Origin of the sequence: Paenibacillus sp. FSL K6-2859, from assembly GCF_038008265.1 — a bacterium.
GTDB lineage: Bacteria > Bacillota > Bacilli > Paenibacillales > Paenibacillaceae > Paenibacillus_AQ > Paenibacillus_AQ nitricinens.
This window is the reverse complement of sequence record NZ_JBBOYU010000001.1, coordinates 3,834,866-3,859,151: the sequence shown is the minus strand read 5'-3', so window position 1 is coordinate 3,859,151 and position 24,286 is coordinate 3,834,866. Positions and strand designations below refer to the sequence as shown.

General features: G+C 38.7%; 35 protein-coding genes and 1 pseudogene. 28 read left to right on the top strand and 8 right to left on the bottom strand.

Going from position 1 to position 24,286, the window contains the following annotated elements:
- The 13 genes from MHB64_RS17135 to MHB64_RS17075 all read left to right on the top strand — a co-directional run bounded on the left by MHB64_RS17135 (position 1) and on the right by MHB64_RS17075 (position 8,655).
- Positions 1 to 294 carry a DUF2577 domain-containing protein gene (locus MHB64_RS17135; protein ID WP_341134975.1) on the top strand — a complete coding sequence of 98 codons (294 nt, stop codon included), beginning with the start codon at positions 1 to 3 and terminating at the stop codon, positions 292 to 294.
- Positions 291 to 704 carry a DUF2634 domain-containing protein gene (locus MHB64_RS17130; RefSeq protein ID WP_341134974.1) on the top strand — a complete coding sequence of 138 codons (414 nt, stop codon included), beginning with the start codon at positions 291 to 293 and terminating at the stop codon, positions 702 to 704. The genes MHB64_RS17135 and MHB64_RS17130 overlap by 4 nt, the downstream gene beginning before the upstream one ends.
- Entirely contained in the window at positions 691 to 1,755 is a 1,065-nt protein-coding gene (locus MHB64_RS17125) for a baseplate J/gp47 family protein (RefSeq protein ID WP_341134973.1), read from the top strand. The genes MHB64_RS17130 and MHB64_RS17125 overlap by 14 nt, the downstream gene beginning before the upstream one ends.
- 1 nt (position 1,756) lies before the next feature.
- Complete coding sequence (locus MHB64_RS17120) at positions 1,757 to 2,170, top strand: phosphoglucomutase (protein ID WP_341134972.1); 414 nt, start codon at positions 1,757 to 1,759, stop codon at positions 2,168 to 2,170.
- A gap of 1 nt (position 2,171) precedes the next feature.
- Positions 2,172 to 3,194 carry a DUF2793 domain-containing protein gene (locus MHB64_RS17115; RefSeq protein ID WP_341134971.1) on the top strand — a complete coding sequence of 341 codons (1,023 nt, stop codon included), beginning with the start codon at positions 2,172 to 2,174 and terminating at the stop codon, positions 3,192 to 3,194.
- An 11-nt stretch (positions 3,195 to 3,205) separates the two neighbouring features.
- Positions 3,206 to 3,544, top strand: coding sequence for a hyaluronate lyase N-terminal domain-containing protein (locus MHB64_RS17110; protein ID WP_280787594.1), 339 nt, complete (start codon positions 3,206 to 3,208; stop codon positions 3,542 to 3,544).
- A 3-nt stretch (positions 3,545 to 3,547) separates the two neighbouring features.
- Positions 3,548 to 4,156, top strand: a complete 609-nt coding sequence (locus MHB64_RS17105) for a putative phage tail protein (protein WP_341134970.1) — start codon at positions 3,548 to 3,550, stop codon at positions 4,154 to 4,156.
- 11 nt (positions 4,157 to 4,167) lie between these two features.
- Positions 4,168 to 6,411, top strand: a complete 2,244-nt coding sequence (locus MHB64_RS17100) for a right-handed parallel beta-helix repeat-containing protein (RefSeq protein ID WP_341134969.1) — start codon at positions 4,168 to 4,170, stop codon at positions 6,409 to 6,411.
- A gap of 16 nt (positions 6,412 to 6,427) precedes the next feature.
- Entirely contained in the window at positions 6,428 to 6,961 is a 534-nt protein-coding gene (locus MHB64_RS17095; protein WP_341134968.1) for an XkdW family protein, read from the top strand.
- A complete protein-coding gene (locus tag MHB64_RS17090; RefSeq protein ID WP_341134967.1) occupies positions 6,961 to 7,065 on the top strand; it encodes a CD1375 family protein in 105 nt (34 codons plus the stop codon). The genes MHB64_RS17095 and MHB64_RS17090 overlap by 1 nt, the downstream gene beginning before the upstream one ends.
- Before the next feature lie 95 nt (positions 7,066 to 7,160).
- On the top strand, positions 7,161 to 7,445 hold the full coding sequence (locus tag MHB64_RS17085; RefSeq protein ID WP_149647245.1) for a hemolysin XhlA family protein: 285 nt from the start codon (positions 7,161 to 7,163) through the stop codon (positions 7,443 to 7,445).
- A complete protein-coding gene (locus MHB64_RS17080) occupies positions 7,446 to 8,363 on the top strand; it encodes a peptidoglycan recognition protein family protein (RefSeq protein WP_341134966.1) in 918 nt (305 codons plus the stop codon). It begins immediately after the preceding gene.
- Positions 8,364 to 8,376: 13 nt separating this feature from the next.
- Positions 8,377 to 8,655, top strand: a complete 279-nt coding sequence (locus MHB64_RS17075; protein WP_341134965.1) for a holin — start codon at positions 8,377 to 8,379, stop codon at positions 8,653 to 8,655.
- Positions 8,656 to 9,046: 391 nt separating this feature from the next.
- Here the strand turns inward: MHB64_RS17075 and MHB64_RS17070 are convergent, their stop codons facing one another.
- Positions 9,047 to 10,081 carry a hypothetical protein gene (locus tag MHB64_RS17070; RefSeq protein WP_341134964.1) on the bottom strand — a complete coding sequence of 345 codons (1,035 nt, stop codon included), beginning with the start codon at positions 10,079 to 10,081 and terminating at the stop codon, positions 9,047 to 9,049.
- Positions 10,082 to 10,492: 411 nt separating this feature from the next.
- On the opposite strand from MHB64_RS17070, the gene MHB64_RS17065 reads away from it, so the two are divergent.
- Both MHB64_RS17065 and MHB64_RS17060 read left to right on the top strand, forming a co-directional pair.
- On the top strand, positions 10,493 to 11,197 hold the full coding sequence (locus MHB64_RS17065; protein ID WP_341134963.1) for a hypothetical protein: 705 nt from the start codon (positions 10,493 to 10,495) through the stop codon (positions 11,195 to 11,197).
- Between the two features lie 5 nt (positions 11,198 to 11,202).
- Positions 11,203 to 11,421, top strand: a complete 219-nt coding sequence (locus tag MHB64_RS17060; protein ID WP_341134962.1) for a hypothetical protein — start codon at positions 11,203 to 11,205, stop codon at positions 11,419 to 11,421.
- 47 nt (positions 11,422 to 11,468) lie between these two features.
- Here MHB64_RS17060 and MHB64_RS17055 read toward each other — a convergent pair whose 3' ends face one another.
- On the bottom strand, positions 11,469 to 11,807 hold the full coding sequence (locus tag MHB64_RS17055) for a hypothetical protein (protein WP_341134961.1): 339 nt from the start codon (positions 11,805 to 11,807) through the stop codon (positions 11,469 to 11,471).
- Positions 11,808 to 11,923: 116 nt separating this feature from the next.
- Entirely contained in the window at positions 11,924 to 12,277 is a 354-nt protein-coding gene (locus MHB64_RS17050; protein ID WP_341134960.1) for a hypothetical protein, read from the bottom strand.
- 368 nt (positions 12,278 to 12,645) lie between these two features.
- Here MHB64_RS17050 and MHB64_RS17045 point away from each other — a divergent pair, with 368 nt between their 5' ends.
- The 4 genes from MHB64_RS17045 (at position 12,646) to MHB64_RS17030 (ending at position 14,603) form a co-directional block, all read left to right on the top strand.
- Positions 12,646 to 12,891 (top strand): hypothetical protein, encoded by a 246-nt coding sequence (locus tag MHB64_RS17045; protein WP_341134959.1) that lies wholly within the window; start codon positions 12,646 to 12,648, stop codon positions 12,889 to 12,891.
- Positions 12,892 to 12,902: 11 nt separating this feature from the next.
- Positions 12,903 to 13,118 carry a hypothetical protein gene (locus MHB64_RS17040; RefSeq protein WP_341134958.1) on the top strand — a complete coding sequence of 72 codons (216 nt, stop codon included), beginning with the start codon at positions 12,903 to 12,905 and terminating at the stop codon, positions 13,116 to 13,118.
- A gap of 254 nt (positions 13,119 to 13,372) precedes the next feature.
- Complete coding sequence (locus MHB64_RS17035; protein ID WP_341134957.1) at positions 13,373 to 14,098, top strand: hypothetical protein; 726 nt, start codon at positions 13,373 to 13,375, stop codon at positions 14,096 to 14,098.
- 79 nt (positions 14,099 to 14,177) lie between these two features.
- Positions 14,178 to 14,603, top strand: coding sequence for a hypothetical protein (locus MHB64_RS17030; RefSeq protein WP_339316847.1), 426 nt, complete (start codon positions 14,178 to 14,180; stop codon positions 14,601 to 14,603).
- Between the two features lie 197 nt (positions 14,604 to 14,800).
- On the opposite strand, the gene MHB64_RS17025 is transcribed toward MHB64_RS17030, so the two are convergent.
- Positions 14,801 to 15,016, bottom strand: coding sequence for a DUF3006 domain-containing protein (locus MHB64_RS17025; protein WP_341134956.1), 216 nt, complete (start codon positions 15,014 to 15,016; stop codon positions 14,801 to 14,803).
- Positions 15,013 to 16,074, bottom strand: coding sequence for an MBL fold metallo-hydrolase (locus MHB64_RS17020; protein WP_341134955.1), 1,062 nt, complete (start codon positions 16,072 to 16,074; stop codon positions 15,013 to 15,015). Before MHB64_RS17020 ends, MHB64_RS17025 begins: the two co-directional genes overlap by 4 nt.
- A gap of 188 nt (positions 16,075 to 16,262) precedes the next feature.
- Here MHB64_RS17020 and MHB64_RS17015 point away from each other — a divergent pair, with 188 nt between their 5' ends.
- The 7 genes from MHB64_RS17015 to MHB64_RS16985 all read left to right on the top strand — a co-directional run bounded on the left by MHB64_RS17015 (position 16,263) and on the right by MHB64_RS16985 (position 21,323).
- Entirely contained in the window at positions 16,263 to 16,841 is a 579-nt protein-coding gene (locus tag MHB64_RS17015; RefSeq protein ID WP_341134954.1) for a YdcF family protein, read from the top strand.
- A gap of 154 nt (positions 16,842 to 16,995) precedes the next feature.
- Complete coding sequence (locus MHB64_RS17010) at positions 16,996 to 17,553, top strand: GNAT family N-acetyltransferase (protein ID WP_341134953.1); 558 nt, start codon at positions 16,996 to 16,998, stop codon at positions 17,551 to 17,553.
- A 149-nt stretch (positions 17,554 to 17,702) separates the two neighbouring features.
- Positions 17,703 to 18,296 (top strand): DUF2441 domain-containing protein, encoded by a 594-nt coding sequence (locus MHB64_RS17005; RefSeq protein WP_341134952.1) that lies wholly within the window; start codon positions 17,703 to 17,705, stop codon positions 18,294 to 18,296.
- Between the two features lie 113 nt (positions 18,297 to 18,409).
- Positions 18,410 to 18,751, top strand: a complete 342-nt coding sequence (locus MHB64_RS17000) for a hypothetical protein (RefSeq protein WP_341134951.1) — start codon at positions 18,410 to 18,412, stop codon at positions 18,749 to 18,751.
- A gap of 161 nt (positions 18,752 to 18,912) precedes the next feature.
- Positions 18,913 to 19,710, top strand: a complete 798-nt coding sequence (locus MHB64_RS16995) for a phosphotransferase (RefSeq protein WP_341134950.1) — start codon at positions 18,913 to 18,915, stop codon at positions 19,708 to 19,710.
- 328 nt (positions 19,711 to 20,038) lie between these two features.
- On the top strand, positions 20,039 to 20,542 hold the full coding sequence (locus tag MHB64_RS16990; protein ID WP_341134949.1) for a GNAT family N-acetyltransferase: 504 nt from the start codon (positions 20,039 to 20,041) through the stop codon (positions 20,540 to 20,542).
- Positions 20,543 to 21,185: 643 nt separating this feature from the next.
- On the top strand, positions 21,186 to 21,323 hold the full coding sequence (locus tag MHB64_RS16985; protein WP_341134948.1) for a hypothetical protein: 138 nt from the start codon (positions 21,186 to 21,188) through the stop codon (positions 21,321 to 21,323).
- 152 nt (positions 21,324 to 21,475) lie between these two features.
- Here MHB64_RS16985 and MHB64_RS16980 read toward each other — a convergent pair whose 3' ends face one another.
- Positions 21,476 to 21,736 carry a DUF2642 domain-containing protein gene (locus MHB64_RS16980; protein ID WP_094868916.1) on the bottom strand — a complete coding sequence of 87 codons (261 nt, stop codon included), beginning with the start codon at positions 21,734 to 21,736 and terminating at the stop codon, positions 21,476 to 21,478.
- A gap of 544 nt (positions 21,737 to 22,280) precedes the next feature.
- On the opposite strand from MHB64_RS16980, the gene MHB64_RS16975 reads away from it, so the two are divergent.
- Complete coding sequence (locus tag MHB64_RS16975; protein ID WP_341134947.1) at positions 22,281 to 22,412, top strand: hypothetical protein; 132 nt, start codon at positions 22,281 to 22,283, stop codon at positions 22,410 to 22,412.
- Positions 22,413 to 22,547: 135 nt separating this feature from the next.
- On the opposite strand, the gene MHB64_RS16970 is transcribed toward MHB64_RS16975, so the two are convergent.
- Complete coding sequence (locus tag MHB64_RS16970; protein ID WP_341134946.1) at positions 22,548 to 22,715, bottom strand: DUF4083 family protein; 168 nt, start codon at positions 22,713 to 22,715, stop codon at positions 22,548 to 22,550.
- Between the two features lie 335 nt (positions 22,716 to 23,050).
- Here MHB64_RS16970 and MHB64_RS16965 point away from each other — a divergent pair, with 335 nt between their 5' ends.
- Positions 23,051 to 23,266: a hypothetical protein gene (locus MHB64_RS16965; RefSeq protein ID WP_094868917.1), complete on the top strand. Its 216-nt coding sequence runs from the start codon at positions 23,051 to 23,053 to the stop codon at positions 23,264 to 23,266.
- 449 nt (positions 23,267 to 23,715) lie between these two features.
- Here MHB64_RS16965 and MHB64_RS16960 read toward each other — a convergent pair.
- A pseudogene (locus MHB64_RS16960) lies at positions 23,716 to 24,042 on the bottom strand (transposase); the annotation flags it as partial.
- Positions 24,043 to 24,286 lie beyond the last annotated feature (244 nt).

The following is a 24,286-nucleotide window of genomic DNA, read 5'->3' as shown; positions in this document are numbered from 1 at the left end:
ATGATAGATGCGATAAAACGCGCCGCCATCGAAGCGGTGGATGCTGCTGGTCCGGTTCAGGTACAGCTAGGAATTGTAGAAAAAATAAATCCTCTTGAAGTGCTAGTCGATAATCGGCTTTCACTTTCAGAGGATTTTTTAATTCTTCCGGAGACACTTGCAGAATTTAAATTAGCTATAGGGTCAAATGAATACGAGATCAGAAAGCCATTGGCAGCTGGTGATAAGCTTCTGCTTATCAGGATGCAGGGCGGTCAACGTTACGTAATCATGGATAGGGTGGTGAGTAATTGATACCACAGAGCGATAATGTACTGCTGAATGAGGACATGGAGGAAACTCCCCAACCAAGCCTCACCTATAAACTAGATCTTGTAAACGGACGTGTAGGATCCGTGGTGGTGGACGGATTGGATGCCGTAAAACAGGCGGTTATTAAAATTCTCTCGACAACCCGGTTTGAAAATCTAATTTACAGTGACAATTACGGCAGTGAGGCAGATGTCGGAGCGGTGCGGGGCAGAGCGGTGTTTGAAACGGAAGTGGAGCGCTGGGCTAGGGAGGCATTATTGCAAGATGATCGGATCCTGTCCGTCACCAACTTTAGATTTACTTATGAAGGTGATGCAGTGCTCGTTTTGTTTGACGTTGAGAGCGACTATGGAAACTATACAGACCGATTGGAGGTGAATGGTGGTGTATGAGAACCAAACATTTGAAACTATCTTAGAACGGATGCTAGATCGGGTACCCGATGGGATGGATAAGCGAGAAGGCAGCATTATTTATGATGCAATGGCTCCGGCGGCAATGGAATTAGCTCAGATGTATGTTGAGTTGGATATTAACGCAAATTTAATATTTGCTGATACAGCTAGTGGGGATTATCTGGATCGGTCTATTGCTTGGTCTGGTGTGAGCCGCAAGAAGGCAACAAAGGCTCAACTCCGAGGGCTGTTTTATAATGCCGCCAACAACTTAATGGATATTCCAATTGGTAGTCGCTTTGCGATAGGTTCAATCAATTATAAGGTGGTTACTCGGCTCTCATTAGGAGAGTATCGCCTTGAGGCAGAGGTTGAAGGAATTGCGGGGAATCAGCATTTCGGTGTCTTAATCCCTATTGATTTTGTTAATAATCTAGCAAGAGCTGAATTGACAGAGTTACTTGTCCCTGGAACGGATAGAGAGACTGACGATGTTTTAAGACAGCGGTATCTTGATTCTGCCAGACGTCCAGCGACAAGCGGGAACAAATATCATTACATTGAATGGGCTCTTGAAGTTTCCGGAGTGGGCGGTGCTCGTGTATTTCCTTTATGGTCAGGTCCGAAAACCGTAAAGGTTGTCATCGTAAATACAGAAGGTGCTCCAGCGTCAAGCGTACTCGTAAATCAAGTACAAGACTACATCGATCCGATCGCAGGGAAAGGAGAAGGACAAGCTCCAATAGGTGCGGTCGTAACAGTTACATCAGCCATCGGCAAGACTATTAATATATCAGCTAAGGTAACCTTAGCGCCTGGTTATAGTCTACAAGGTGTAAAAAGTTCCTTTTTGGAGAGATTGGAAGCTTGGCGTAAGTCGGCATCATTTGTATCTACTTATGTAAGTCAGGCCGTAATAGGATCGCTCCTTTTAGGCACCGATGGGGTTATTGATTATGTTGGATTGCTACTCAATGGAGCTGCTGGGAACATTGTTCTTTCCGAAGAAGAGGTGCCAGTGATCGGTACTGTGGAATTGGGGGTGTAACATGGCCTACCCGAATAAAATAGATGTTTTTCAAGAAAAGTTGAACAAAAACCCAACAGGAAACAACTATGTTATTGAGGAAAGAATAACACTTGTTGCAGGCGTTTATGAGGGTTTATTGAATCACGATAATATCAATAACACTACTATCCAAGTCTATAGCGGAAGTAAATTAACTGGTGATAAATTAACAAATTGGACTTTAACTATTCCAAGTGATACACCATGGCGCCGGCTAATTAAGATTTTTAGTAGTGTTGCCGAAGTCTATGTAACCTATGAGACACCAGGGGATACCGTGGAAGCTGATGATATTAACGCACTACAGAAAGCAGTAACAGCCACACAAACAGAGGTAGAGCGTTATAAATCGAGTGGACTTATAGACGGTGGCTCATTTACGAGAGGGGTATAAGATGGCACAGACGATACAAATAAAACGTGGTACTAAAGCTCAACTTAGCACTTATGGTGCATTGCTTGTTGGCGAAATGGGCTTTTGTACAGATACTAAAGAAATATATATCGGAGACGGTACAACAAACTCAATGGTTGGGCGAGCTTTGTCAGGTGCAGAGGCTTCTCGTCCGGTGGCCGCCTCGGTCGGACGGCTGTTTTACGTAACGAGCGGGGCGAATAGTGGATATCTTTATTTTGATGATGGGGCAGCTTGGAGGCGAGTGAACGCCCAAGCACTCAGTGATTTAACAGGGTCGCTAGATAATATAGCGGATGGCGCTACTTATGCAAGGATATTAAAAGCTGATGTCAGTGCAGGGCATATCAATAAGGTGTCAGATGGAACCAATACTAAAACAGCCGCTGAAATCAAAACTCATATTGACGATGCAACTAAACACCGAGTCATTAATGACTCCGGAACAGCTATTACAGATATTTGGTCCGCACAAAAAATAAAAAATGAAATCGAATTGGCAAAACACAATATTGAACCGCAAGCTTCGGTAAAAGATCAACATCTATTAGCACCACCAGCAAGCCCAGTGGAAGCCGATCGTTACATTATTCCTGCGTTAGCAACAGGGGTGTGGGCGGGTAAGACAAACCAGATAGCGGAGTATCAGTCTGGGGCCTGGGCTTACTATTCTCCTGCTGTAGGGTGGACTGCATATGTAGACGATGAGCAGAAAATTTATAGCTGGAATGGTACGGCGTGGGTTCGGACAGGCGGCGCTCTTCAGACGATTACAGCGGGTAATGGTCTAACTGGTGGTGGTCAGTCTGATACAGTGACGTTGACAGTCGGAGCGGGTAACGGGGTTGTTGTGGATTCAACTACTGTAGCTGCCAAGCCAGGTAAAGGGATCGTTGTTAACGCGACCGGGATCGAGGCTAATATTGATGCTTCCAGTATCGTTTATGATGCGGCCAATGGAAATAAACTTACGGTCGCTACGATTGATGGGGGCACGTTCTAGGAGGCTTTGAGATGGCGAGAAAAGTATTAATCCAGATACGTAGAGGAATAGAAAGTGCAATCGGTACATTGGCAATAGGCGAGCTCGGCTATTGTACGGATACTAGTAAGCTATATATAGGTACAACTGGTGGCAATGTTTTGCTCGTAGCTGCTCAAAGCTCAGGCGACATGCTCAAAAGTATCTATGATACTAACAATGATGGGAAAGTGGATTATGCAGCTAACGCCGATACAGTCCCTTGGTCCGGTGTAGCTGGCAAACCAGCAACGTTCACACCTTCATCACATACACACTCCGAATATATGGGTAAGGGTCCGGTAACATGGAACCAATTAAAGGGGGTGTGATGGTTGAGCTATGCAGATTCTTTATACAGCACTCTTCTTTTTTCGGCTGATGAAATAGAAGACAGCGATGAGATAAATAAAGTTGATCTTATGAAATACTTACCATCCTTTTACAGGGGTGTACAAGAAATAGAAGAACTGCAGGAATCATTAGGTTTTGAGATACATGGCTTAACTAAAGGTGTACAGGACGTGCTAGATCAGGCTTATGTCGAAACTGCAACATGGAGCCTTGCACGGTGGGAGGCTGAGCTTGGTTTAAGTTCGGATCCATCAAAGTCTTACGTCAGTAGAAGAGAAATGATTAAGGCTAAACGGCGGGGCACTGGCACAACGACACCCGAAATGATTCAACGAACAGCATCGGCTTTTGCTGGCGGGGATGTATCCGTAGAAGAAGTTCCAGGCGAATATCGGTTCATTATCCGATTCATAGGCATTCTAGGCATACCACCGAATATGGCTGGACTAATTCAGATAATTGATGAAATTAAGCCAGCCCACCTAGCTTATGAGTTTGCTTATACGTATACCTTCTGGGATTCGCTTAAAGCAATATCATGGAATACTGCTGGTAGTGGTACATGGAACGACTTAAGAACTTTTGGATAGGAGAGTGACAAATGAAAACTACAGGGAATTTGGGCTTAAAGAAGCCAGAGGGAACGGATCTCGTTGATATTGCCGATCTGAACGGGAATATGGACATATTGGATAATGCCGTTAATGGCAAAGTTGATAAAGTTTCTGGAAAACAACTATCCACAAACGATTACACAACACCTGAGAAAACAAAGCTGGCGGGTATCGCAACAGGCGCGAATAACTACACGCATCCAAACCACACTGGAGACGTTACCAGTACTGGTGATGGAGTTACAGCTATTGCAGCAGGAGTAATTGTAGATACTGACGTTAATGCTAATGCCGGAATTAAGTTCAGTAAGATAAATGCGGCTGGTTCCATCATGGATAGTGACATCAATGATGAAGCGTATATTAACATGCTCAAGATTGGTACTGGTAGGATAAACAACGACTTGCTTGATACCCTTTATGGTGTGACTGGTCCAATTCAAGGGCAAATAAATAGCAAAGTATCTAAAATAGAGGGTGTAACGCATACAACATCTAATATGACGATTTATGTCCGTCCAGATGGCGTAGACACCAACACCGGACAAGCTAACACAGCAGCAGGGGCGTTTAAGACAATTACGCGGGCTATCTCAGCTATCCCGCAAGTTTTGAACCACGAAGTAGTGATAAACATTGCAGCGGGAACATATGCCGGAGATGTATTGATTTCGGGATTCGGTGGTGATGGATCGCTAAAAGTAACCAATTCCGGTACAATAGCGAGCGGTATAGTTGTCGTGCCTAAATTGACTGTTTCTAGTTGTTCGGCCCAAGTAACTATAACGGGAATAACCGCATCTTCTACAACGTCAACGGCTATCGAGATAATAGCCTGTACTTGGGTTTGGTTGGAAAAATGCTACACGATAAGTGGTGCGTCAAATCAATATGGCGTTTCTGTTTATGGTGCTACTGCTATATTAAGCGACGGAATATACTCGAATAGAGCAACGGCTATATGGGCACGAAATGCTTCTAATGTTTTCGTAACTAACATACAAGGCGCTAATAACGGCACTGGTTATTTAGCTACAGAAGGTTCTAAAATTGGTTTAAGTGCCAATACATTAACAGCCGTTTTGTTATCAGATGCGAGACAGGGTGGGTTGATTTTAGGAGATCCGAGAGAATCATCCATTCCACTACAAACGAATGCAGATGTCACTTACTATGTCCGTACAGATGGTAATGACAATAATGCAGGGGCTACGAATACTGCGGGTGGAGCACTTAAGACCATTCAAAAAGCACTTAGCCTGATACCGATGATTGTAAATCATACAGTGACTATTAATGTAGGAGCTGGTACGTACCCAGAAGAAGTTGCTATATCGGGATTCTCAGGTCGTGGGGCGATTCAGTTAAATGGGGACACGGTGGTAAGTTCTACGAGAACCGCTCATGCCATAGTCGTAACTGATTGTTCATGCCGTACGGAGATAGTAGGGTTTAATGCTTCCAGAACTACCACAGCCGGATTTACTGTCAGAGCATGCTCTGATATATTAATATCTCGTTGCTCCGTTATAACATCGTCTTCTACTTTCGGATTTTATATTGATTCTGCTAAGGCGTACCTAAATGAGTGCCAAGTAAGCAACCGCTATGTGGGAGTTTACGCCCATATAAATGGAGAAATATTAGTGCAATACATGAAAGGTTCAGGTAACACAATTGGTTATAATGCCTCATACGGAGGAACCATCAGCGTCTCTCTTTCTCAAATGGTGGGAACGCAAATGTACTCTACCGCAATGGGCGGCAATATACACAGTGCGGAGGGTGTTCTCAACCCATGGGGAGATAATACGACAATTTCGAGAAGCTTTATATCCGCATGGGCGAATGCCCCAGATCAACTTACGGCAAGTACATGGACAAAGTTGACGTTTGGAAATAAGGTTTATGACCACTTAGGTGAGTTTTCTACTACCACAAATAGGTTTACAGCTACAAAAGAGGGCGTGTATCTAGTGTCGGCTTCAATTAGTCTTGCTACCCCTGGTATTAATTCGGTCTGTACTATGAGCGTATATGTTAATGGGAATAGATCGAAGGACTTTGGGTACACTCAAACTTCCGGTACTCTTAACACCGGATATCAGGGAAGTACTTTAGTGAAAATAAAACCCGGAGATTACCTTGAGATATTCGCAAATTGCAATATGACCGTTGGAATTCCAGCAGGTAATGCATGGAAATATCTTGATATTATACAGGTAGCATAAGAGAGGAGGAGAAAAATTGAATATATCCCAAGCAATTATGTATCTATACCCAAACGCTAACCCAATGCAAGACTTTATAGTGCAGGATAATGGAGCTGAACCTGTAATACGTCCCGGAGCCGAAGAAAAAGGCCGTGTCCGTTATGAGATCAAGCAGCCGGAAGAGAACGAAGATCCCGTTGAGGGTGTGCATTACCGTTATGGCATTGATTACAATCTGCTGACAGTTGGTGAAGACTACGACCTTGTAGAGCGGGGGCCATATATTGCAGTATGGAACTTGGACGTACCACAACCGACAGAAGCTGAACTTCAAGCAGCTTGGAAGGCTTACCAGGAAGCTGAGGCAAATAAGCCACCTGAGTTGACGGAAGTTGAACTTTTACAGCTTGCTCTCACTGATACTTATGAGCAGTTGCTTGAAGCAAAGCAAGAAGCTGTATCAGCCCAGCAGGATGTCACAAGTGCACAGGTCGCTTTAACCGATCTATATGAGTTAACGTTGACGTTGAAAGCTGATGTCGCCACCCTGAAAGGAGGTGCGAACTGATGCCAGCTATTTATGCCAGTCTTATTAAAAAGGGTTTGAAGACATTGGAGCAAGTGCCGTCCGTTATTCGTGCGGATGTTTCTGTGTTACTGGAAGCTGAATAGATTACTAAGCTAGCGCCATATAGTAGGCGTTTTTATTTTGCCCTCGGAACCCCGGGGGCTATTTATATTGGGAGGATTAGAGAGGGGGAGTAGGGATGTCAGGAGGAGGCGGAGTCTTGGGAACAGAGGATAAACTTGTGGAAATTCAGATACAGTTGGCCAGAATCGAAAAGACACTTGAAGCAGTACCTGCCCTAACAACAACTATTGAAGCCACGCGAGATTTAGCGCGTGAAGCTATGCAATCTACTAAATCAGCGCATCATAGGTTAGACAGGATTGAGGATGCACAACGCTGGCTTTGGCGGACTGTTGGCGGGGCAATCATTACAGTGATTATAGGGGCCATTGTGGTGGCTATCAGAATGGGAGGAAACTAAATGATTAAAGACAAATACCCGATTGAACGGCGTTATATTAACAAGCGTCAAAATGTTCGGCCCGGCACCCGTTTAACATCGGGAACGCCGGGTTTTTTAGTTGCTCATGATACTGGCAATCCAGGGGCAACGGCGGATAACCATTTTACTTATTTTCAAAATCTTAAAGACCGCTCAGCCTCGGCTCAGACGTTTATTGATGATACAAAAATACTAGAGATCATTCCAACAGGTACGGGGCTGGATCCAGCAGAAAAGGCTTGGCATGTCCTATACAGCGTTACAACTGACAATAAGCTTTATGGAGATGATGCTAATGATATCGCATTAGGTGTGGAGCTATGCTATGGAGGTAAGATAAATACCCTTGAGGCGTACAAGCGCTTTGTGTGGTATATGGCCTATTGCTGTGACAAGTGGGGTCTAAACCCACTGACACATATCCCAAGCCATAAACAATTGGATCCTGCACGTAAACGTGATATTGATCAGGCATTGGCTACAGTTGGTAAAACTCTAAAGGATTTGCTTTATGATGTGGTATCAGAAATTAAGGAACAGCCAGTATCCGTTGTACCGCCTGTTGCTGTACAGATGCCTGCCTGTGTAGCTCAAAGGCTAATTGATGATTATGTATCCCCAGCATGGTTTGTGGCTCATAGGGAAAAGGATCAGGTGGGTTTAACGCACTTTCACAACCTTGCTGATAACCTTAGAACGGCTTCGGGTATCCCCTTACAGCCAGGTTCAACAGCGCCATTTAAACAATTGCATAAAAGTAATGCTCAAGAAATTATTTTCCGTTGGCTCTCGCCTGAATGGTATTCTGCCAAGTCTAATGGGGATAAATCGGGGATGGTGCTCTTTAATAATTTTGCAAATCACTTGCGTAGAGCAGCTGGTATGCCAGTAGAATAAGGGGGATTCATCTATGGGAAATCAAAACTTAACAGATGTTCTGGCGTTCGCCTCGGTGATTGCCGTTTTTGTGATGGCGGGAGTACAGTTTGTGAAGAAGTCGGTTAACGTGCCTAATAATATATTACCCTTGATTGGCTTAGTTATCGGCTTAGTGATTGGTGTTGTGTCTTATCCTTTTACAGAGTTGGAATTAACTCTACGGTTATGGGCTGGCGGTTTAGCAGGATTATCAGCAACTGGACTATTTGAACTGGCTTTTAGTAAGAGGAATGGCACTACAAAGGAGTAAAGAAGTTTGCCCACTGACTTCGGCGAGTGGGCAAATTAGCTATTTTATTAGTCGGTACTGGAAGAAGTGAATCGATTATTTGAAATATATTTATATTGAATATTATCTACTTCGAGTGCATAATGTTAGTATCAATTCTAAAAGGGAGGACCTGATGTGAGTATAAGTAAGAATGTGATTCTTCATTATATATCAAAAACAGGTACCTTTATGTTCCTTTATGGTTTGATATATATCATACAGGATTTAATTTTCGGGAGAATAAAATTAATTAATAATCATCTTATCTGGGGTATTCCCGTTAAGTTTCTAGTATTTTCCTGCATAAGCGTATTCTTAATATCTAAGTTTGTAAAAATAGGATCACCATATAAATAAAAAAACTCGACCGTTACTGGTCGAGTTTTTCTGTTAATTCTTTGGGTAATTCAGCTTTAAGCTTATCTTTATAGATGATATGTTGCTGTTTAATTTCTTTTAATTTTTGTTCATCTTTATGCTTAACGAATTTGAAAATCTTCTCGAATAAACCTTCGCTTTGTAACTCCAATTCATTTGAACTTTCTTTTTTTGCGTTAGTGTTCTTGAATTTAAAAGAACCACCCACAAGGCCTACAATAACCAATCCAAGTATAGTAACAACATATGGAAGGTTTGATATGAATTCCATTAAACCTGGTGATTGAACATTCAATTTGAGATCTACATCTTCCTTTTTGAATGTTTCATCAGGGCTTTCAGGATTCTCAATCAGCGGTACTAAGTCCAGTAATGTACTTACATATGTAATCATATCTACTGCAGAAATTTGATTTTCTTGTTTCACATTAACAACCAAGTGAGCCTTTTCACCTTTAATGTAATAGGAGTGAAGCGTGCGGTCAATGTAATTCGCATAATCATTTGCATTACTAATGGCTTGATGGGCCTGCATCATTCGGTATAGATACGGATCGAGCCTGTCCCTTTGAACTGTTTTTATCCAGTTCACTTTTCTCCTTTTAGCGAATGAACATAATCCCATATCCACAGCAGTTTCGGTTATTTCTTCAATATAGGTGTCTGATTCAATGATCCCAAAGCTTATGTGTGAAGAGTTATTCGAGGGGATCATAACAATATCATTCACTTTAAGCTCAAACAAAAATCTGTATATTTGACCGTAAATCCTACCGGGCTGAGGAGGTTTTTGTCCTTCCTCAGGCTTGTATGTAATACTTATCAGATCAGTTATTTCATCTTTGTCCGAATTTTTGAATTTATCAATATCAGAAAATTCATTCCATCCTATTCCTATGAACCCATCATGAAAAAATTCATCGTAAAATTCACCACTTTGAGTACGAACTAGCCAGTATTTACGATCTTCAGGTATTATAACAATTGGAATTTCATTCTCTTGAATAAATTGTAACAACTTTTCCATGAAAATCCCCCTTAAAAAACTGTCGATATATAGAGTTTAATTGAATACCAAGCAAGCATCAACAAATATATAATTTTCCAATATTAAAAGGCTTTGCGATTTTATGCGAAACTAAGCTGGATCTAAATGGGGCTCCAATGATTAATAGTTAATATAGAAGGGCAAATGCAGTAATATGAAAAAACAATAACGCAGGTATTGAAATCCTAGCCTGCGTATAGTTTTTTTAGTTAAAAAATCTATATAGATGCCAGACATGGCAGTAGGGAGATACTTTTGCTATTTCATATGCGTCAGACGAGTTTGTTTTAAATCTGTGTAATTTTCCTTACCAGTGATATAGAGTACATATACATAATGTTCCATATAAATTATACTGAAATCAATTTACTTTTTGATTGGAGTGTAAGAATGCGGAATAAACTATTGGAATTTTATAAAGAAAAAGTGAGTGTTGAAGCACTGATTAATTCTAAAATTAAAAGGGTATATCGATTTTTTTCTATTTCTTTTGGAATATTTATTATATCTATTGCATCTCTGCTTATTACCTACCTTATGTTTATATTCGGGTTCCAACAACCACTTGCAATTTCTATATTGGCGATAATATTATCTACAATTTCTTTAATAGTGGCTCTTAATATGTATTTGAGGAGAGCGAGGGCGGTTATTAAGGTAGATTTAAATCTTCCCCTAAAGGAAAAAACGGGCAGATGGCGCACGGAAGATTTCAATGATCATCAGAGAAAATTGATTTTAGAATTCATTAAAGATAATAAACTTGATAAAAAGTGGAAAATCGAAAAAATAATAGCGTCTTTAACTAAAGATAAAGAGTCATTAACAGTTCAGCCACTAATTGCCCCGACAGTTTTTATTTCTTTAATGATACCAATAATTAATCAGCTATTAACTTTCTTGTTAACAAACTACAAAGCGAATGCAGTAGCAATTTTTATTTATGCTGTTCTTTGTACTATAACAGCAACTATTTTCGCAAATTCATTAAAAAAGCAGTTTTGGAGTATTAGGGAAGATTTATCAAAAAACTATTATCACCGCAGAGATCTAATTAATATTCTAGAAGATGTCTTGTTATCACTTGAGGAGTAAACCATTTGAGCACTACATATAAAGTCCTGAAGAGCAATACAGACTTTCTACCTGCAGCCTTGTCACAAATCAAAGTATCCGTGTGGTATCGTGAAGAACCAGACCCAATAGGTCATCTTATGGATTATGGTGGAATTGTAGAGGGATATACACCAGACTATATTAAGCTCGCTGGAGCTCATTTTGTTCGAGGGCAATTTGAATTCAGAGTATACATAAAGTAGCCCGCTAACCTTACACTGGTTGGCGGGCTTTTTTCATAATATCTTTATTAAATTCTATCTACTAGAATTGTAAATGCCTTTATGTTTCCTGATGCATCATAGGCAAATATACTTGCAGCTCCGTATTGAACTGCACTAACCCATCCATTTTCGTGTAATATAATGGCTCCATCATTATAAATTAGTTCACGGAGGACGCCAGGGATGTATCTCTGTTCTCCTGAATCCATGTAAATAGTAATTTCTTCATAAGTAGGTGAACTCGTTACATTAGATACTGGAGTTGGGTCAATAGTTGTGGTAGGAGCAGTTGCTGCAAATGAGGTAGATCCTAAAGCGAAACAAGCAGATACAGTTAACAGGCCAGCTAAGATTTTCTTTTTCATTAATTCCACCATCCTTCAATTTATTATAATTATTTAAGAAGATTTTTTAGTGGTTTCTCAGATGATTTTTCTGATGGATTAAGGAAACAGTTTGAAATTGACCTTTTTTACAGATATTATTTTCTGTCTACGAGAATTGTATAGTAAGTTATGTTTCCATATTCATCTGTAGATTTTATAGTTGCGGCTCCGTATTGAACGGCCTCTACCCATCCGTCTTGATATAATACAATACCTCCGTCATTAAAAACTAATTCCAGGAATCCCGGAAGATATTTCCAATATCCTGAATCCAAGTGGACAATAACCTGTTCAAAAGTACCTTTAGCAGTTATTTCTTGGGAAGTTGCTACATTTGATACTGGTGTAGAGTTAGGATTAGTAGTTGGAGCACTGGCAGCAAATGAGGTAGATCCTAAAGCGAAACAAGCAGAAACAGTTAATAGGCCAGCTAAGATTTTCTTTTTCATAATTCAACCTTCCTTCCTATATTTGGGATACAAACCAATTATGATACATATATATCCAAATGTAAACATATTTTGTAGATTTATAGATTCTTTATAATATATTTGGGATATTAAATATTAATTTAACTTCTAATTCGAGTGATACTCTTATCTTATGACATATTATGTATACATAATGTTCCAAATGAATTAATCTACTATTATGAATAATGAAAACTATCAGTATAGAGATATATACTTTTCTGTGGGGAATCCAGCAATTTTATGGATCGCTATACTTGGCTTAATGCTACTAGGATTTGTTTTGTTTTATTTGATTAAGAAGTACATAAAGCAGAGAAAATGAGGTCAGGTGTTGGGGTGCTTTAATGAAGAAAATCTTTAAAGATTTTGGTGTCCATTTTTGTGCAGCATCTATACTTCTAGGTATTTCTTTATTGTTCAATAATTATGATGTTGCGGATGAGGAACAACTATCTTTGCTGGTTGTAATGATGTGCGGAGCACTCATATCTATTGGTGGATATAACTATTTGAAAAACAGAAAAGGCATAGTGATTATAATCGTGGGAGTTGTTGTTTTAGGAATAGCGCTGTTTACCCTCTCTTTTTAGGAGTGATCGTATTGAGTAATGTATACAAAGTCTTAAAGACTGATGCAGAATTTCTAACGGCTGCTTTGTCACAGTCTCAAGTGGATATACTTGAACGTCGTGGTGATCTGGCTGGATGTATAATTGATTGTGAGGGTCCAGTCCAGAAATGGAGTCCAGTTAGTGTTAAGGTTGCTGATGCTTATTACATGAGAAATGAATTTGAATTTAGGATGATTTTAGCATAAGTTTTATAACAAAAACCTGTTGGCCTTATTGGCTGACAGGTTTTTTTGTTTCAATCTTTTCAATTTTGTATGTTTTTAAACAAAAAAATGGAATTATTTCGTTATTTATTTTGCTTTTTATGTCGAAATTTTAAGTATAATATTTGTCGTATATTGATATATTATGTAATTTAAATAGTATTTTCATACTACATCAAAATAATCCATATTATAGTATATTTATCTAGTATTTAAAAATAGAGAGGATGTTTAAATTGAAAAAAGTATTATCATTTTTACTTGTTTTTGCACTAGTATTCCAAGTCGTACCAGTTTTTGCGTCCGAGAGTCAAACTACCAATACTGAAAGTTGGTGGGATATTGATGTAAAAAAAGCAGAGGAGAATAATCAACGTAATAGAATGAGTGACGAGGAAGGAATCTCTGCACTTAAAGAAATCGCTAAAGAACAACTGGATGCTCAAAACGCTTCTGAAGAGGTTTATCAGGTATTTTATGATTATATAGAAAATAGTTATTCGGAAAATGTTAATAACTTCAGCGCTCGGTCTACAAATGTTCGCATGCCTAGAGGAGGGGAAACTTTCACGCAAGTGTATTCTGGTAGCCTGTATGCAGGGACTCTTAGGGAGCAACTAAACGCGCCAACTGTAACATCATCATTAATTCAAAATTATCAAAATGGCAAGTTAGCTACGTGGTCAGATGTAACAACAGTTTTTGTGAGTTATCTTTTGTCTAGTAAATACCCAGTTATAAGTCACTTAATTGGTTGGTATGGTCTAGCATCGATAATGGATGATCTAATGACCGCTGATGTTATTAGACAGATCAGAGCAACAGGTGGGGCATCAAAATACACGAGTTATAATACAAGCTATGGAGAGAACACTATATTTTTACCATGGGCAGAATATCCATACGTTGACGCGCCAACCGACGGTACGTATAATAAAAATAGCTCGTATACTATTTATTAATTAAAATAAAAAAACTTCCTCATGCTATAATAATAGATGAGGAAGTTTTTTTGATTTCAATATAAAATAGGAGTTGACTATGTCTAGACTTCAGAGAAAAAGCGTTTTATGGCATTATGTTACTACAGGTTTTTTAGTAGCTTTGTGGATGGCATTGCAAGTAACAAGCAAATCTTTTGATGAAAGTTTTTTAGAAGTAATATTTAGTAATTATATCATTCCATTAGTCATTTTTACATTAGTCTTAGTCTCCATAATAATTAAGGAACACGATGAACTACTATCATTACTGCTTATTCTTTTCGCTACATATGTTCATCTCATACCGGGTATCGAAAAGAATTTTCTTATTACGTATGTTGTCTTAATTCTTTTTCCAATTCTCTTTTTAATCAGAGCTGTTCAATTTATTAAAAGAAAAGGCTTAAGAGATTTCCAATCTTATTTAAAATTGCTACTTTTGTTAGGCGTATATATCTATATTATTTTTTATTATCAGTATTAATAAATCCAATTGCACTGAATTATAATAATGGTATTCATAGAGCTGAGTTAACTTTTTTGACTAGAATACTTTTGATTGGGACGGCTAATGTTTATCTACAAGTTTCTCAAATATAAGTATTTCATTTGAATGGATCCTTCCCTAAACTGTGTTTAAAAATCTATAAAAGAAACCCTGGATTTCTCCAGGGTTTCTTTTTAATCTTCGAACAAATCGTCCATTAGCTGCTGAATGTCTTCTTTTCTCTTTTTCGAGTCATTCTTATCGATCAGAATTTCATTATCTTTAAATATAAGAGTATCTCCAGACTTTGCCTCTTTAGGTAAAATTGATTTTAAGATATCCTCAGTTTGCCCTTCAATTTCTACAACGGCATATACTCCTTCGAAGCGATCAATAATTCCTTTTCTCATTTAGAAGCCCCCTTAGTTGTCGTAAAGGATATTTTACTTCCATCACTAATAGCAGTAATTGTACCTTTTTGATCAGTTCGTAACACTGAAGCATTCGCATTTTTTAACCTTGTAAGTATTCCGGAATCTGGATGCCCATAATTGTTTTTACCGACACTTATTACTGCGTACTGTGGTTTAACGGCGTCGATGAATGCTTTGCTGGTTGAACTACTGGAGCCGTGATGTCCGACTTTTAATACGTCTGCTTTTAAATTCATGCCATCGGCTAACATATCGTTTTCAGAAGCCTTTTCAGCATCACCGGTAAAGAGGAAGGACTTGTTCTTATATGTGACCTTTAAGACAGCACTCCAGTCATTAAGATTATCCCCATACGATCTAATAGGTGCCAGAAACTTCGCCTCAACGCCAGTTAGAGGAATAGTAGTGCCTTTAGTCACTGCTATGATAGTACGTCCTTCATTCTTCACAGCGGTTAGAAAATCTTTGTATGTTTCAGTGGTATGTGATACCTTTGGGGCGTAGACAGATTTAACGTCTAACGCTTTCAAAACATCATCTAACCCACCAATGTGATCTGCGTCAGGATGAGTAGCAACGAGGGCATCAAGTGTCTTTACACCAAGGCCATTCAGGTACTTTACTACATTCTTACCCTGATCGTTATTACCTCCGTCAATGAGGACATATTGATTATTCGGAGTCCGGATTAAGGTAGAGTCACCTTGTCCAATATCGAAAAAGTAGACCTGAAGAGTGCCGACATTCTGTTTCTTTGGTAGAAGCAAAGTTGGAGCTGGAACTGGTGTGGCAGTAAGCTTTGCTGTTGGTTTCGCGGTAGGTTTAACAGCTGGTTTAGCCGTAGCATCTGGTTTGGAATTTGAACTACCACCATTGTGGTAATGGTATTCTCCGTCTTTCAATCCCCACTTTGCGCAATTTGTGCGGCAGTAATGACCGCCATCTGCATCTGTGCGTCCTGGTTGTGCCTCAGTAAGTACAGGCATCAACAATAAAACAAGGGATATAAAGAGTGGAACAATAATTCTTTTCATAAAAAATAAATACCCCCAATGAATGATTCTGGGAGTAGTCTATCAGAACAAGGTAATATTTTCTACTTCATTTCGTAACTATTCACTTACTTCTAGCTATATTTTCACTTATCCCTTATTAAGCTAACGGGCAGGTTAAATCCAGTATGTGGTATTATTGTGATGGTGAATAATAGGGGGGAATATAAGTGTCATATCCGTTTGATTGTATTACGAAGTTTATGTTTTTTGAAACAAATATTGATTTGGCTGATGTTATCATGGTTCCCGGAGGAAGCCATCCGCAGTTGATGGAAAGTGCAGCTGAACTATTTCATCAGGGGTTTGCACCTTATATATTACCTTCAGGTGGCTCGACACCGAATGTGAAAACTACAGAATGGGAATTTCTTCGTGACATTGGAATAAAACTAGGCGTACCCGAAAAAGCAATTCTACGTGAAGATAAAGCAACGAACACTTTTGAGAACTCAAGATTTTCGAAGCAAGTACTTCAACAAATGGGGATTCACCCCACTAAGGCAATATTAGTTTGTAAATCGTATCATGCACGACGAGCCTTACTGACTTATCAGATTGATTTTAACGAAACAGCTTTTTTAGTAGAATCTGTAACGGATAAGACTGGAATTACCAAAGATAACTGGTTCCTTGATGATAAGAAAATTACTCCTGTTATGAAAGAACTAACTAAGATTGGACAATACTTTGCCCATCATATACCGAATTGGGTTAGACCGGACCGTTTAACTAACAGGACACTATAGTTCAATAATGAGAGGGCTGCCGAGAGGTAGCCCTTTGTTCAACTAACGGGCAGTTTAGCAGGATACTCCATTAATCTCAAGGTAGCTTATAAAATTGTATTTTGTTACGATAGGTGTAACCAAATTTTGGATGATCTAATGAGGGGGCTATTCTATGTACATAGCTATAATTGATGATCAGACATACCTATCTATTCTCCAGCAGACACATTCTCAAGAGTTATTTGATTTAATTGATGGTAGTCGTGATTCTTTAAAAAGTTGGCTAGAGTTTCCTGATAAAACAATTACAGTTGATGATACAGAGGCCTTTATTCATCGATCTTTAAGTAGATTTGCAAATAATAATGGATACTGGGCGGGTATCTGGCATAAAGGAGAAATCGTAGGATCAATAGGATATTTATGGATTGATTCGGATTCTAAAAGAACTGAAATAGGTTATTGGTTAGGTTCCAAATTTGAAGGTAAAGGTATTATGACTAAGGCCTGTAATACCTTCATAACACATGCTTTTAATGATTTGCATTTAACTAAGGTTGAGATTGGAGCAGCAACTAATAATATCAAAAGTAGGGCGATACCAGAACGTCTAGGATTTACTCAGGAAGGGGTAATTCGAAACTACGAGTTGCTGCACAATCAATACCTTGACCGAGTTATATACGGTCTTATTAAAGAGGAATGGCTAGCGCGAAATTCGCTAACCTAACGGGACACGATAGTTGAATAATACAAATTGATGAGCAGGAGCTAAGGTATCCTGCTTTTTTCATTGAACTAACGGGCAGTTTAGCATAGTAGTTAGGTTGATTTTGTTGTGGTAAAATAAGTAAATACCTTTAGTGATGGGGGAGAGCATTGGTAGATAACGAATTGTATGTATATCACATTGTTACTAAGAAAAAAATGTCTCTGGGACAGGTAATATACTTTGATGACAACCAAAAAAACACCCTGTATCACTTCTTTTTTGAGAAGGAACGTTTGAATTCAAAAGGCGAAGACTTTATTCAGATTCTATATGGTCATTATACTGATGAAGGCTTGAAGATGAACAAAGAAAATGCCGAAATATCGATTAGTTATGTAGGGCAGACAATTAGAGCTATCAGAGAAGTTATAGTTGAAATGGTAAGACTACAAGAATATCCTGAATACCCTTCAAGATTGTCCTGTTTATACGTTGCTAAAAGCTATGAAGACGCATTGAAATGGAAAGATATATTTGATTCATACAATCGAAAAGTTTTACAACTTGTTAAACTGCGGGTTGTAGGAAGTTTCTTTGAGGGCGATGGAAACCTTTTACCGAAAGAAGATGGGGTTCCCTTTTCCTTAAAAATAGAACAGGCTAGGACGTATTGGAAGGGAAATGTTAAAAATGAACTTCCTGAGCTTTTGATTAATGGAAAAATCGAGGTAGTTGAAATTCTTGAAGATTTATCCGATTAATTTACAAGCATTGCTGAAAGCTGACCAATTTTCTAAAGAATGTATGGGTAAAATCATTGAGCTAACGGGGCACAGATAGTTCAGTGAACTAAGAAAATGAGGAGATAATTTAAATGGGACAAGGATACATTTTAGTGAATAAAAGCAAAGGAGAAATAATAAGCTTTGCCCATCTCCCAGCAAGTAAAGCAAAGGAATTAACCGGAAATCCCGTAACAGCAGCTATGACGACCTGGTACCTTTTGAGTAATATAGGCGATCAAATTAGTTTTATTGAAGAGGAAAATGTATTGGACGATTATCACGATGTAACCGATCTGCTCATTGACGATTTGATTAAAAGACAGCTTATAAAAGACGACGGGATTGAGGTATTTGACCCAAATGAACCTGAGATATTCATTCGGCGGCTGAGGAACACGTGGATGGATTGTGAAGCTAACGAGGAACTATAGTGGAATATCGGCTGCTTCTTCAGCCGTTTTTTATTTGTTCAACTAATGGGCAGGTTAGTTTAAAAGTTTCGCGAATACCCTACATATGAATTATTTATAGAGTCCGTGATAAGACGATATTGGAAATAACGCCAAGATACACAAATGAGGAGTACAAAATGATGAATAACCGATTCTCAATGCCAAGTAAATTAGTAAATCAGTCAGAATTACTTAAAACTACAATCATTGAAAAAGGAAGACATTATCAATCTTTGCACATTTTAGAGTTTGATAATTCTGTAAAATATGTGTTGAAAGAAAAAAATGTTGAAGATTCTGGAAGTTTAATGGACGAAGCAGAAAGACTAAAATGGGTAAATGATGTGATTCCTTCTCCTAAAGTAATAAGTTATCAGATGGAGAATGGAAAGGAATATTTAGTTATGACCTATATAGAAGGTTGTACTGCGGAAGAATACCAGCAGGAAGAGGGAGATAAAAGTCTAGGCTATATTTTAGGAGAAGGTTTAAGAACAATACACAATGTGCCCATTGATAATTGCTTTTTCAATGATTTTTTGCCAGAAAAACTGATTGATATGGTCAAAAACAATATTAATGAGAGAAAACATGAAGTCATAGAGGCTATTAATAACTCATTTCCCAACCATACTATTGAGCAACTAATTGATTTTTTGGAGATGAATAAAGCGTCGAGAGAGGAACTAGTTTTTACTCATGGTGACTATGGTTCTGGAAACGTTATGATAAATAATGGATGTATTGAAGCATTTATTGATTTAGGAGCTTCAGGGATATCAGATTCATACTATGATATTTATTATCTTGTAAAAAGTCTTACTTATTATACAGATAGGAAAGAAGAAATAGTTGAATTTATGAAAGGATATGGAATATCTGAATTAGACGAGGATAGAATGAAATTTCATCAAATTATCGATACTTTATTATTGTGATTTATATAGTAGTAACTCTAAGAAGGCGTTGACATTCTGTAGCACCGTATGCTGAGTCGCATTCACTTCTTGATTCTGTCCGAAGCATTTCTAGGAAGAGCAATCAGTCAGACAATTCTGCAATGGCGAAGTCCGTCAGACCCGTGCGTCATGCCGTTAAGCTAACGGAGAACGATAGTTGAATAATACATCACATTGATAAGCAGGTGCTTCGGTATCCTGCTCTTTTTATTAAGCTAACGGGCAGGTTTGGTTAAAAATTGACAGCACACTAAAATGAATTTATATTAATATAATTGAATAATCATACAAAGCGGAGGAGCTTGAGATGTTAGAGAATGAAGGAACTCAGTGGACAAACAATGATGGATTTACAATCAGTACGAATAAGGGCTTTTTGGATATAGATGCAATTCATGAATTTCTTAGTAAGGATTCTTATTGGGTAAATGGTATTGCCAAGGAATTAGTGAAAGAGTGTATTGAAAATTCTATACTTTGTTATGGAGTTTATAAAGGGGATCCCACTGTAAGTCCTGCTAAACAAGTTGGTTTTGCTCGGGTGGTCTCTGATCTTGTAAGGTATTCTTGGCTTGGTGATGTGTTTATTCTTCCTGAGTTTCGAGGGCGAGGACTAAGCAAGTGGCTCATGAGTGTCATCACCGAGAACCCAAAATTAAAAGGAACAGGATTTCATCTCGGAACAAGAGATGCACATACTCTTTATGAACAATATGGATTTAAGCAACTAGAACAAATTGAAAAGAGAATGATGGTTAGACCAATAAATTGGGATGTTATTTATCAAAGCTATAAACTAAGCCAACATTAAACTAACGGGACACGATAGCTCAATAAGACACCTAGCTAATACGATTGTGAAAATCGCCTCGTCAGTGATAATGCTGACGAGGCATTATAATTTGATAGGTCATATATCAAATTCAGCCCATCCTTGTGGCAGTGATTCAAAGTTGATTTCATCGAGGGCTTCTGGTTCAATAATTACTAGTAGTGGTTCATGTATGTCAATTAACGCACCACTTTTCGAATTGAATTACCTATCATATTGAAATATTAACTTTAAACTTTATAGGTACATATTAATAGAAGACATAAACAGGGGCGCCCCCAACATCGCCCCCGTTTTGCCCCCAGATATAACAGTTAATAACCCTATATAACTGTTTCGAAAAAAAAATTCTTCATTAATATAAGGTATTTACGCCCCTTACTACCTTAAACTTAGCGCTGGATCTAAATCGCACACAAGTTCACGAGTGGGAAAGAGCGCAATACATGACTCTTTACTAGGACTTTTAAACCCTTGACGCCTTTGGCGTTGAGGGTTTTTTTGTGTGGGCAATTTAGAATTTTTCATTGCATTTATTAAGTGCCCACAAAATGCCACGAGCAGAGTTTTCGCCAAACATAGTAAAAGAATTGATAAAAGAAACGCATGGTATCTGCCAGCAATGCTTATCAGAGCCGGGAACAACAGCCCATCACGTTTGGCCTCGTGGTTGAAAATACTGCAATATAGGATTGATGTGTTTCGGGAACGGCATGGTGAATACTTCTGGTTTGATGCTCTTAATGGCTATGCTGCATAGGGATCTTTTCAAGCAAATGGCCGATCTGAAGATTAGAAAATTCATATAACAACGTTATAAAGGTGGAATGGATCGGGAAGAAAGAACAGATAACTGCAAGGCAACAAGACATGCAAAAAAGAGCTGTTTTCACAGCTCCTCATAATCGTAAATTACTCAGGCATGATCCAAACAATCTCACATATCCGGACAAAGAACTTTCTACCTCTAGCATCTAACACAACATGGTCTGGTTTGACATCAACTACGCATCCGCTGATTCCACCACGAGTAGTTTCTAACACGACTTGTTTTCCAATAACGGATTTTAAGGTTTCTACAACATATGGATCAACAGGGTATACCACGATGGATTGTGGCATTTGGTGCATTTGATGCATTGAGTTCATTTGATTCATTGGATAGTTCAACATATTACCTCCCAATTGGTTATACGTCATCCTATGCTGATGCCTAGCCAATGTACTGGGCAGTAACCCATTTTCAAAATAAGCCTAAGCCATTAATTGGGTATAGCCCATAAGGAGAGATACACGATGCACTCTGAATGTAAGTATTGCGATAACTCTATGCCACCGACAGATTGCGGCGGGGACTTGGTATGCAGCAGATGCGGCGCTGAATGAGCGGACGCTCGAATTATCACCACATGTAAATTCCTGAATTATACCATAGGGAGGCATAAGCAGTATGAGCCAAGAAAAACGCAAGCCATGCACTAAATGTGGATTTGAATACGGCTTTATAACAGATTTTCAGGAAGACGGTACAGAGTATGAATTCTGCCATAACTGCGGCACTCTTGTTTAGGAAGGTGAAGGAGCGTGACACCAGTACGGATTGAAAAGATCAAGAAGGTATTCGGTTAAGTCGGATTTCTTACTGGCCCTATGGCTGTTGAGTTACTGGCTGCTCTAGAAGAGTCACAACAAAACGCCGAAGTTGAGCAAAAGTTAAATGAGGAAGGGACTGATACCAATAGATAAAGTATATATCCCGAATCATTTGGTTGTAGAAATGCTTAGACTGTCACTGGACGCTGAAATAGTAGATGTAGACCTTGAGGGGGCAGATGTGGTCTTTACTTGAGCCGAGGTTGTAGAAGGAGTTAAGGAGTCATGACACAGTTAAAGGTACACCATGAGGCGGCATATATGACACTACAGGCATACCAAGTAGATAAGCAGTAGACGCATACTGCGACATAAAAAAAGATAAAAGTGATTATACACCCTTATCTTTTTCAAGCAATTCTATTATTCTGTCAAGTTTTTTCTCTATGCTAGCAGTTTTATCTGGAACTTTGTCTTTGGTTCCATAACTACCTTTTAATAGTAAAACCAAGGGAATTGCCCAAACAAATGCCAACGGTATTAAAAAATAATATTGCAAGATAACACCTTATTAATAAGTTTTTATTTTATTATAACAAATTTCAAAAAAAAGGTTCTAATTAAAGTATTTACTGCGCAGTACGAAGATACACCACAATACCAATCTATTAAGGGGTGAGAGGATACATGAGCAAACTTAAAAGTGTTTCGAAATTGATAAATATTTCATAAATGGACGGATGGAAGTCGATGGCGTTCCATGGAAGATAGAGAAAATCAGAGGATTTAGGGTTGAATATTTGCCACAGGCCCCCGAATCGACCGAACAAGCTCAAGCCGTAAAAGAGGGTTAGAGAGTTAACCCTCTCTATCTACACAAGGAGGATATAAGAGATGAATGAGTTAGGAAAAACTCAAAAAACACCCATGACCTATGAACAGTTGAGGCAGTCTCCTGACGAATGTAGAATGCTTGCAATGAACAATTACGGAGTGGCAATAGCAGCAGAGGGAGGGGAACAACGACTGAAAGAGGCAATCGAGAAAAGGTTCGAAAAATTCCAGCATAGCAGTGTAGCAATGATGATTATGATCCTTACAGACGCTTGACATCCTTTACCCAGATACCCCAGCACCCAAGGAGGGCGAATAGATCGTGAATGCCCTTGAATCAATAAATCATATGCGGAAATATAACCAAAGTACAAACTGTGGAAACGACAAAATTATACCATATTTTGCAAACCGAATAATTTTAGTGATCAACCATTAAAGATAAACCATAGTAATCCATAAGCTATTCCGAAGTAAGTAACCACACCCAGTAAAGAGATGGACAGAAGAATAATTATAACTTTCTTGCCGTTCATAAAATTCACCTCGTAATTCGAATAAAACCAATTTTCAGTGTAGGGGAGAGGCCGAGAAAGAAGGATTGGGCACAGCCCTCATCATCCAACTTGATTATAAATTAATAAATACTTACCATCAATTGATTTAATAACTGGAGGTCATACCAAATGAGCGATTTTTTTGAATTAGCATGTCGAGAAGTTTCACAAACGAAGTTTACGAAACTTCGTAAGCGAATTAGGATTGATGACTTCATCTTCCGGCGCTATATCTAAAAAGTATTTCAAGGACATGTCATACTTGGAACGTTCTACGACATCCACATCGGATAGATCAAAGATCGACCTGAGCAATAAATATTTAAACATACGAATCGGAGGCACGGCATTACGACCATTATCAAGGCAATAGTTATTCTGTAATTCTTCATGGATGAAAGAAAAATCCACAAGGTCCATATTATCTTTAGGTACGACAATATCGTAAATGGCTATAAATGGACTGAGGTTAAGGGATTGTTGGTTTGAAATCATCCGGGTCACCACCAAGAATTAATACAATGATTCTACAGCAAAACAGGACCCCCTTCCTCGTAAAGATCGAGGAAGGGGGTCCTGAAATGGAGTTTACATAGCCCTTTATAAGATGCCTGTATAATTTGAATTTAAAAAACATTAGAGGAGGCGTAGCGAAGGAGAAATTTGGAACTGTAGGAGCGATAGCGACCGCCTTTGTCTCCGGATTTCATCCGCGAACAGCGGTACAATTCAAGAAATT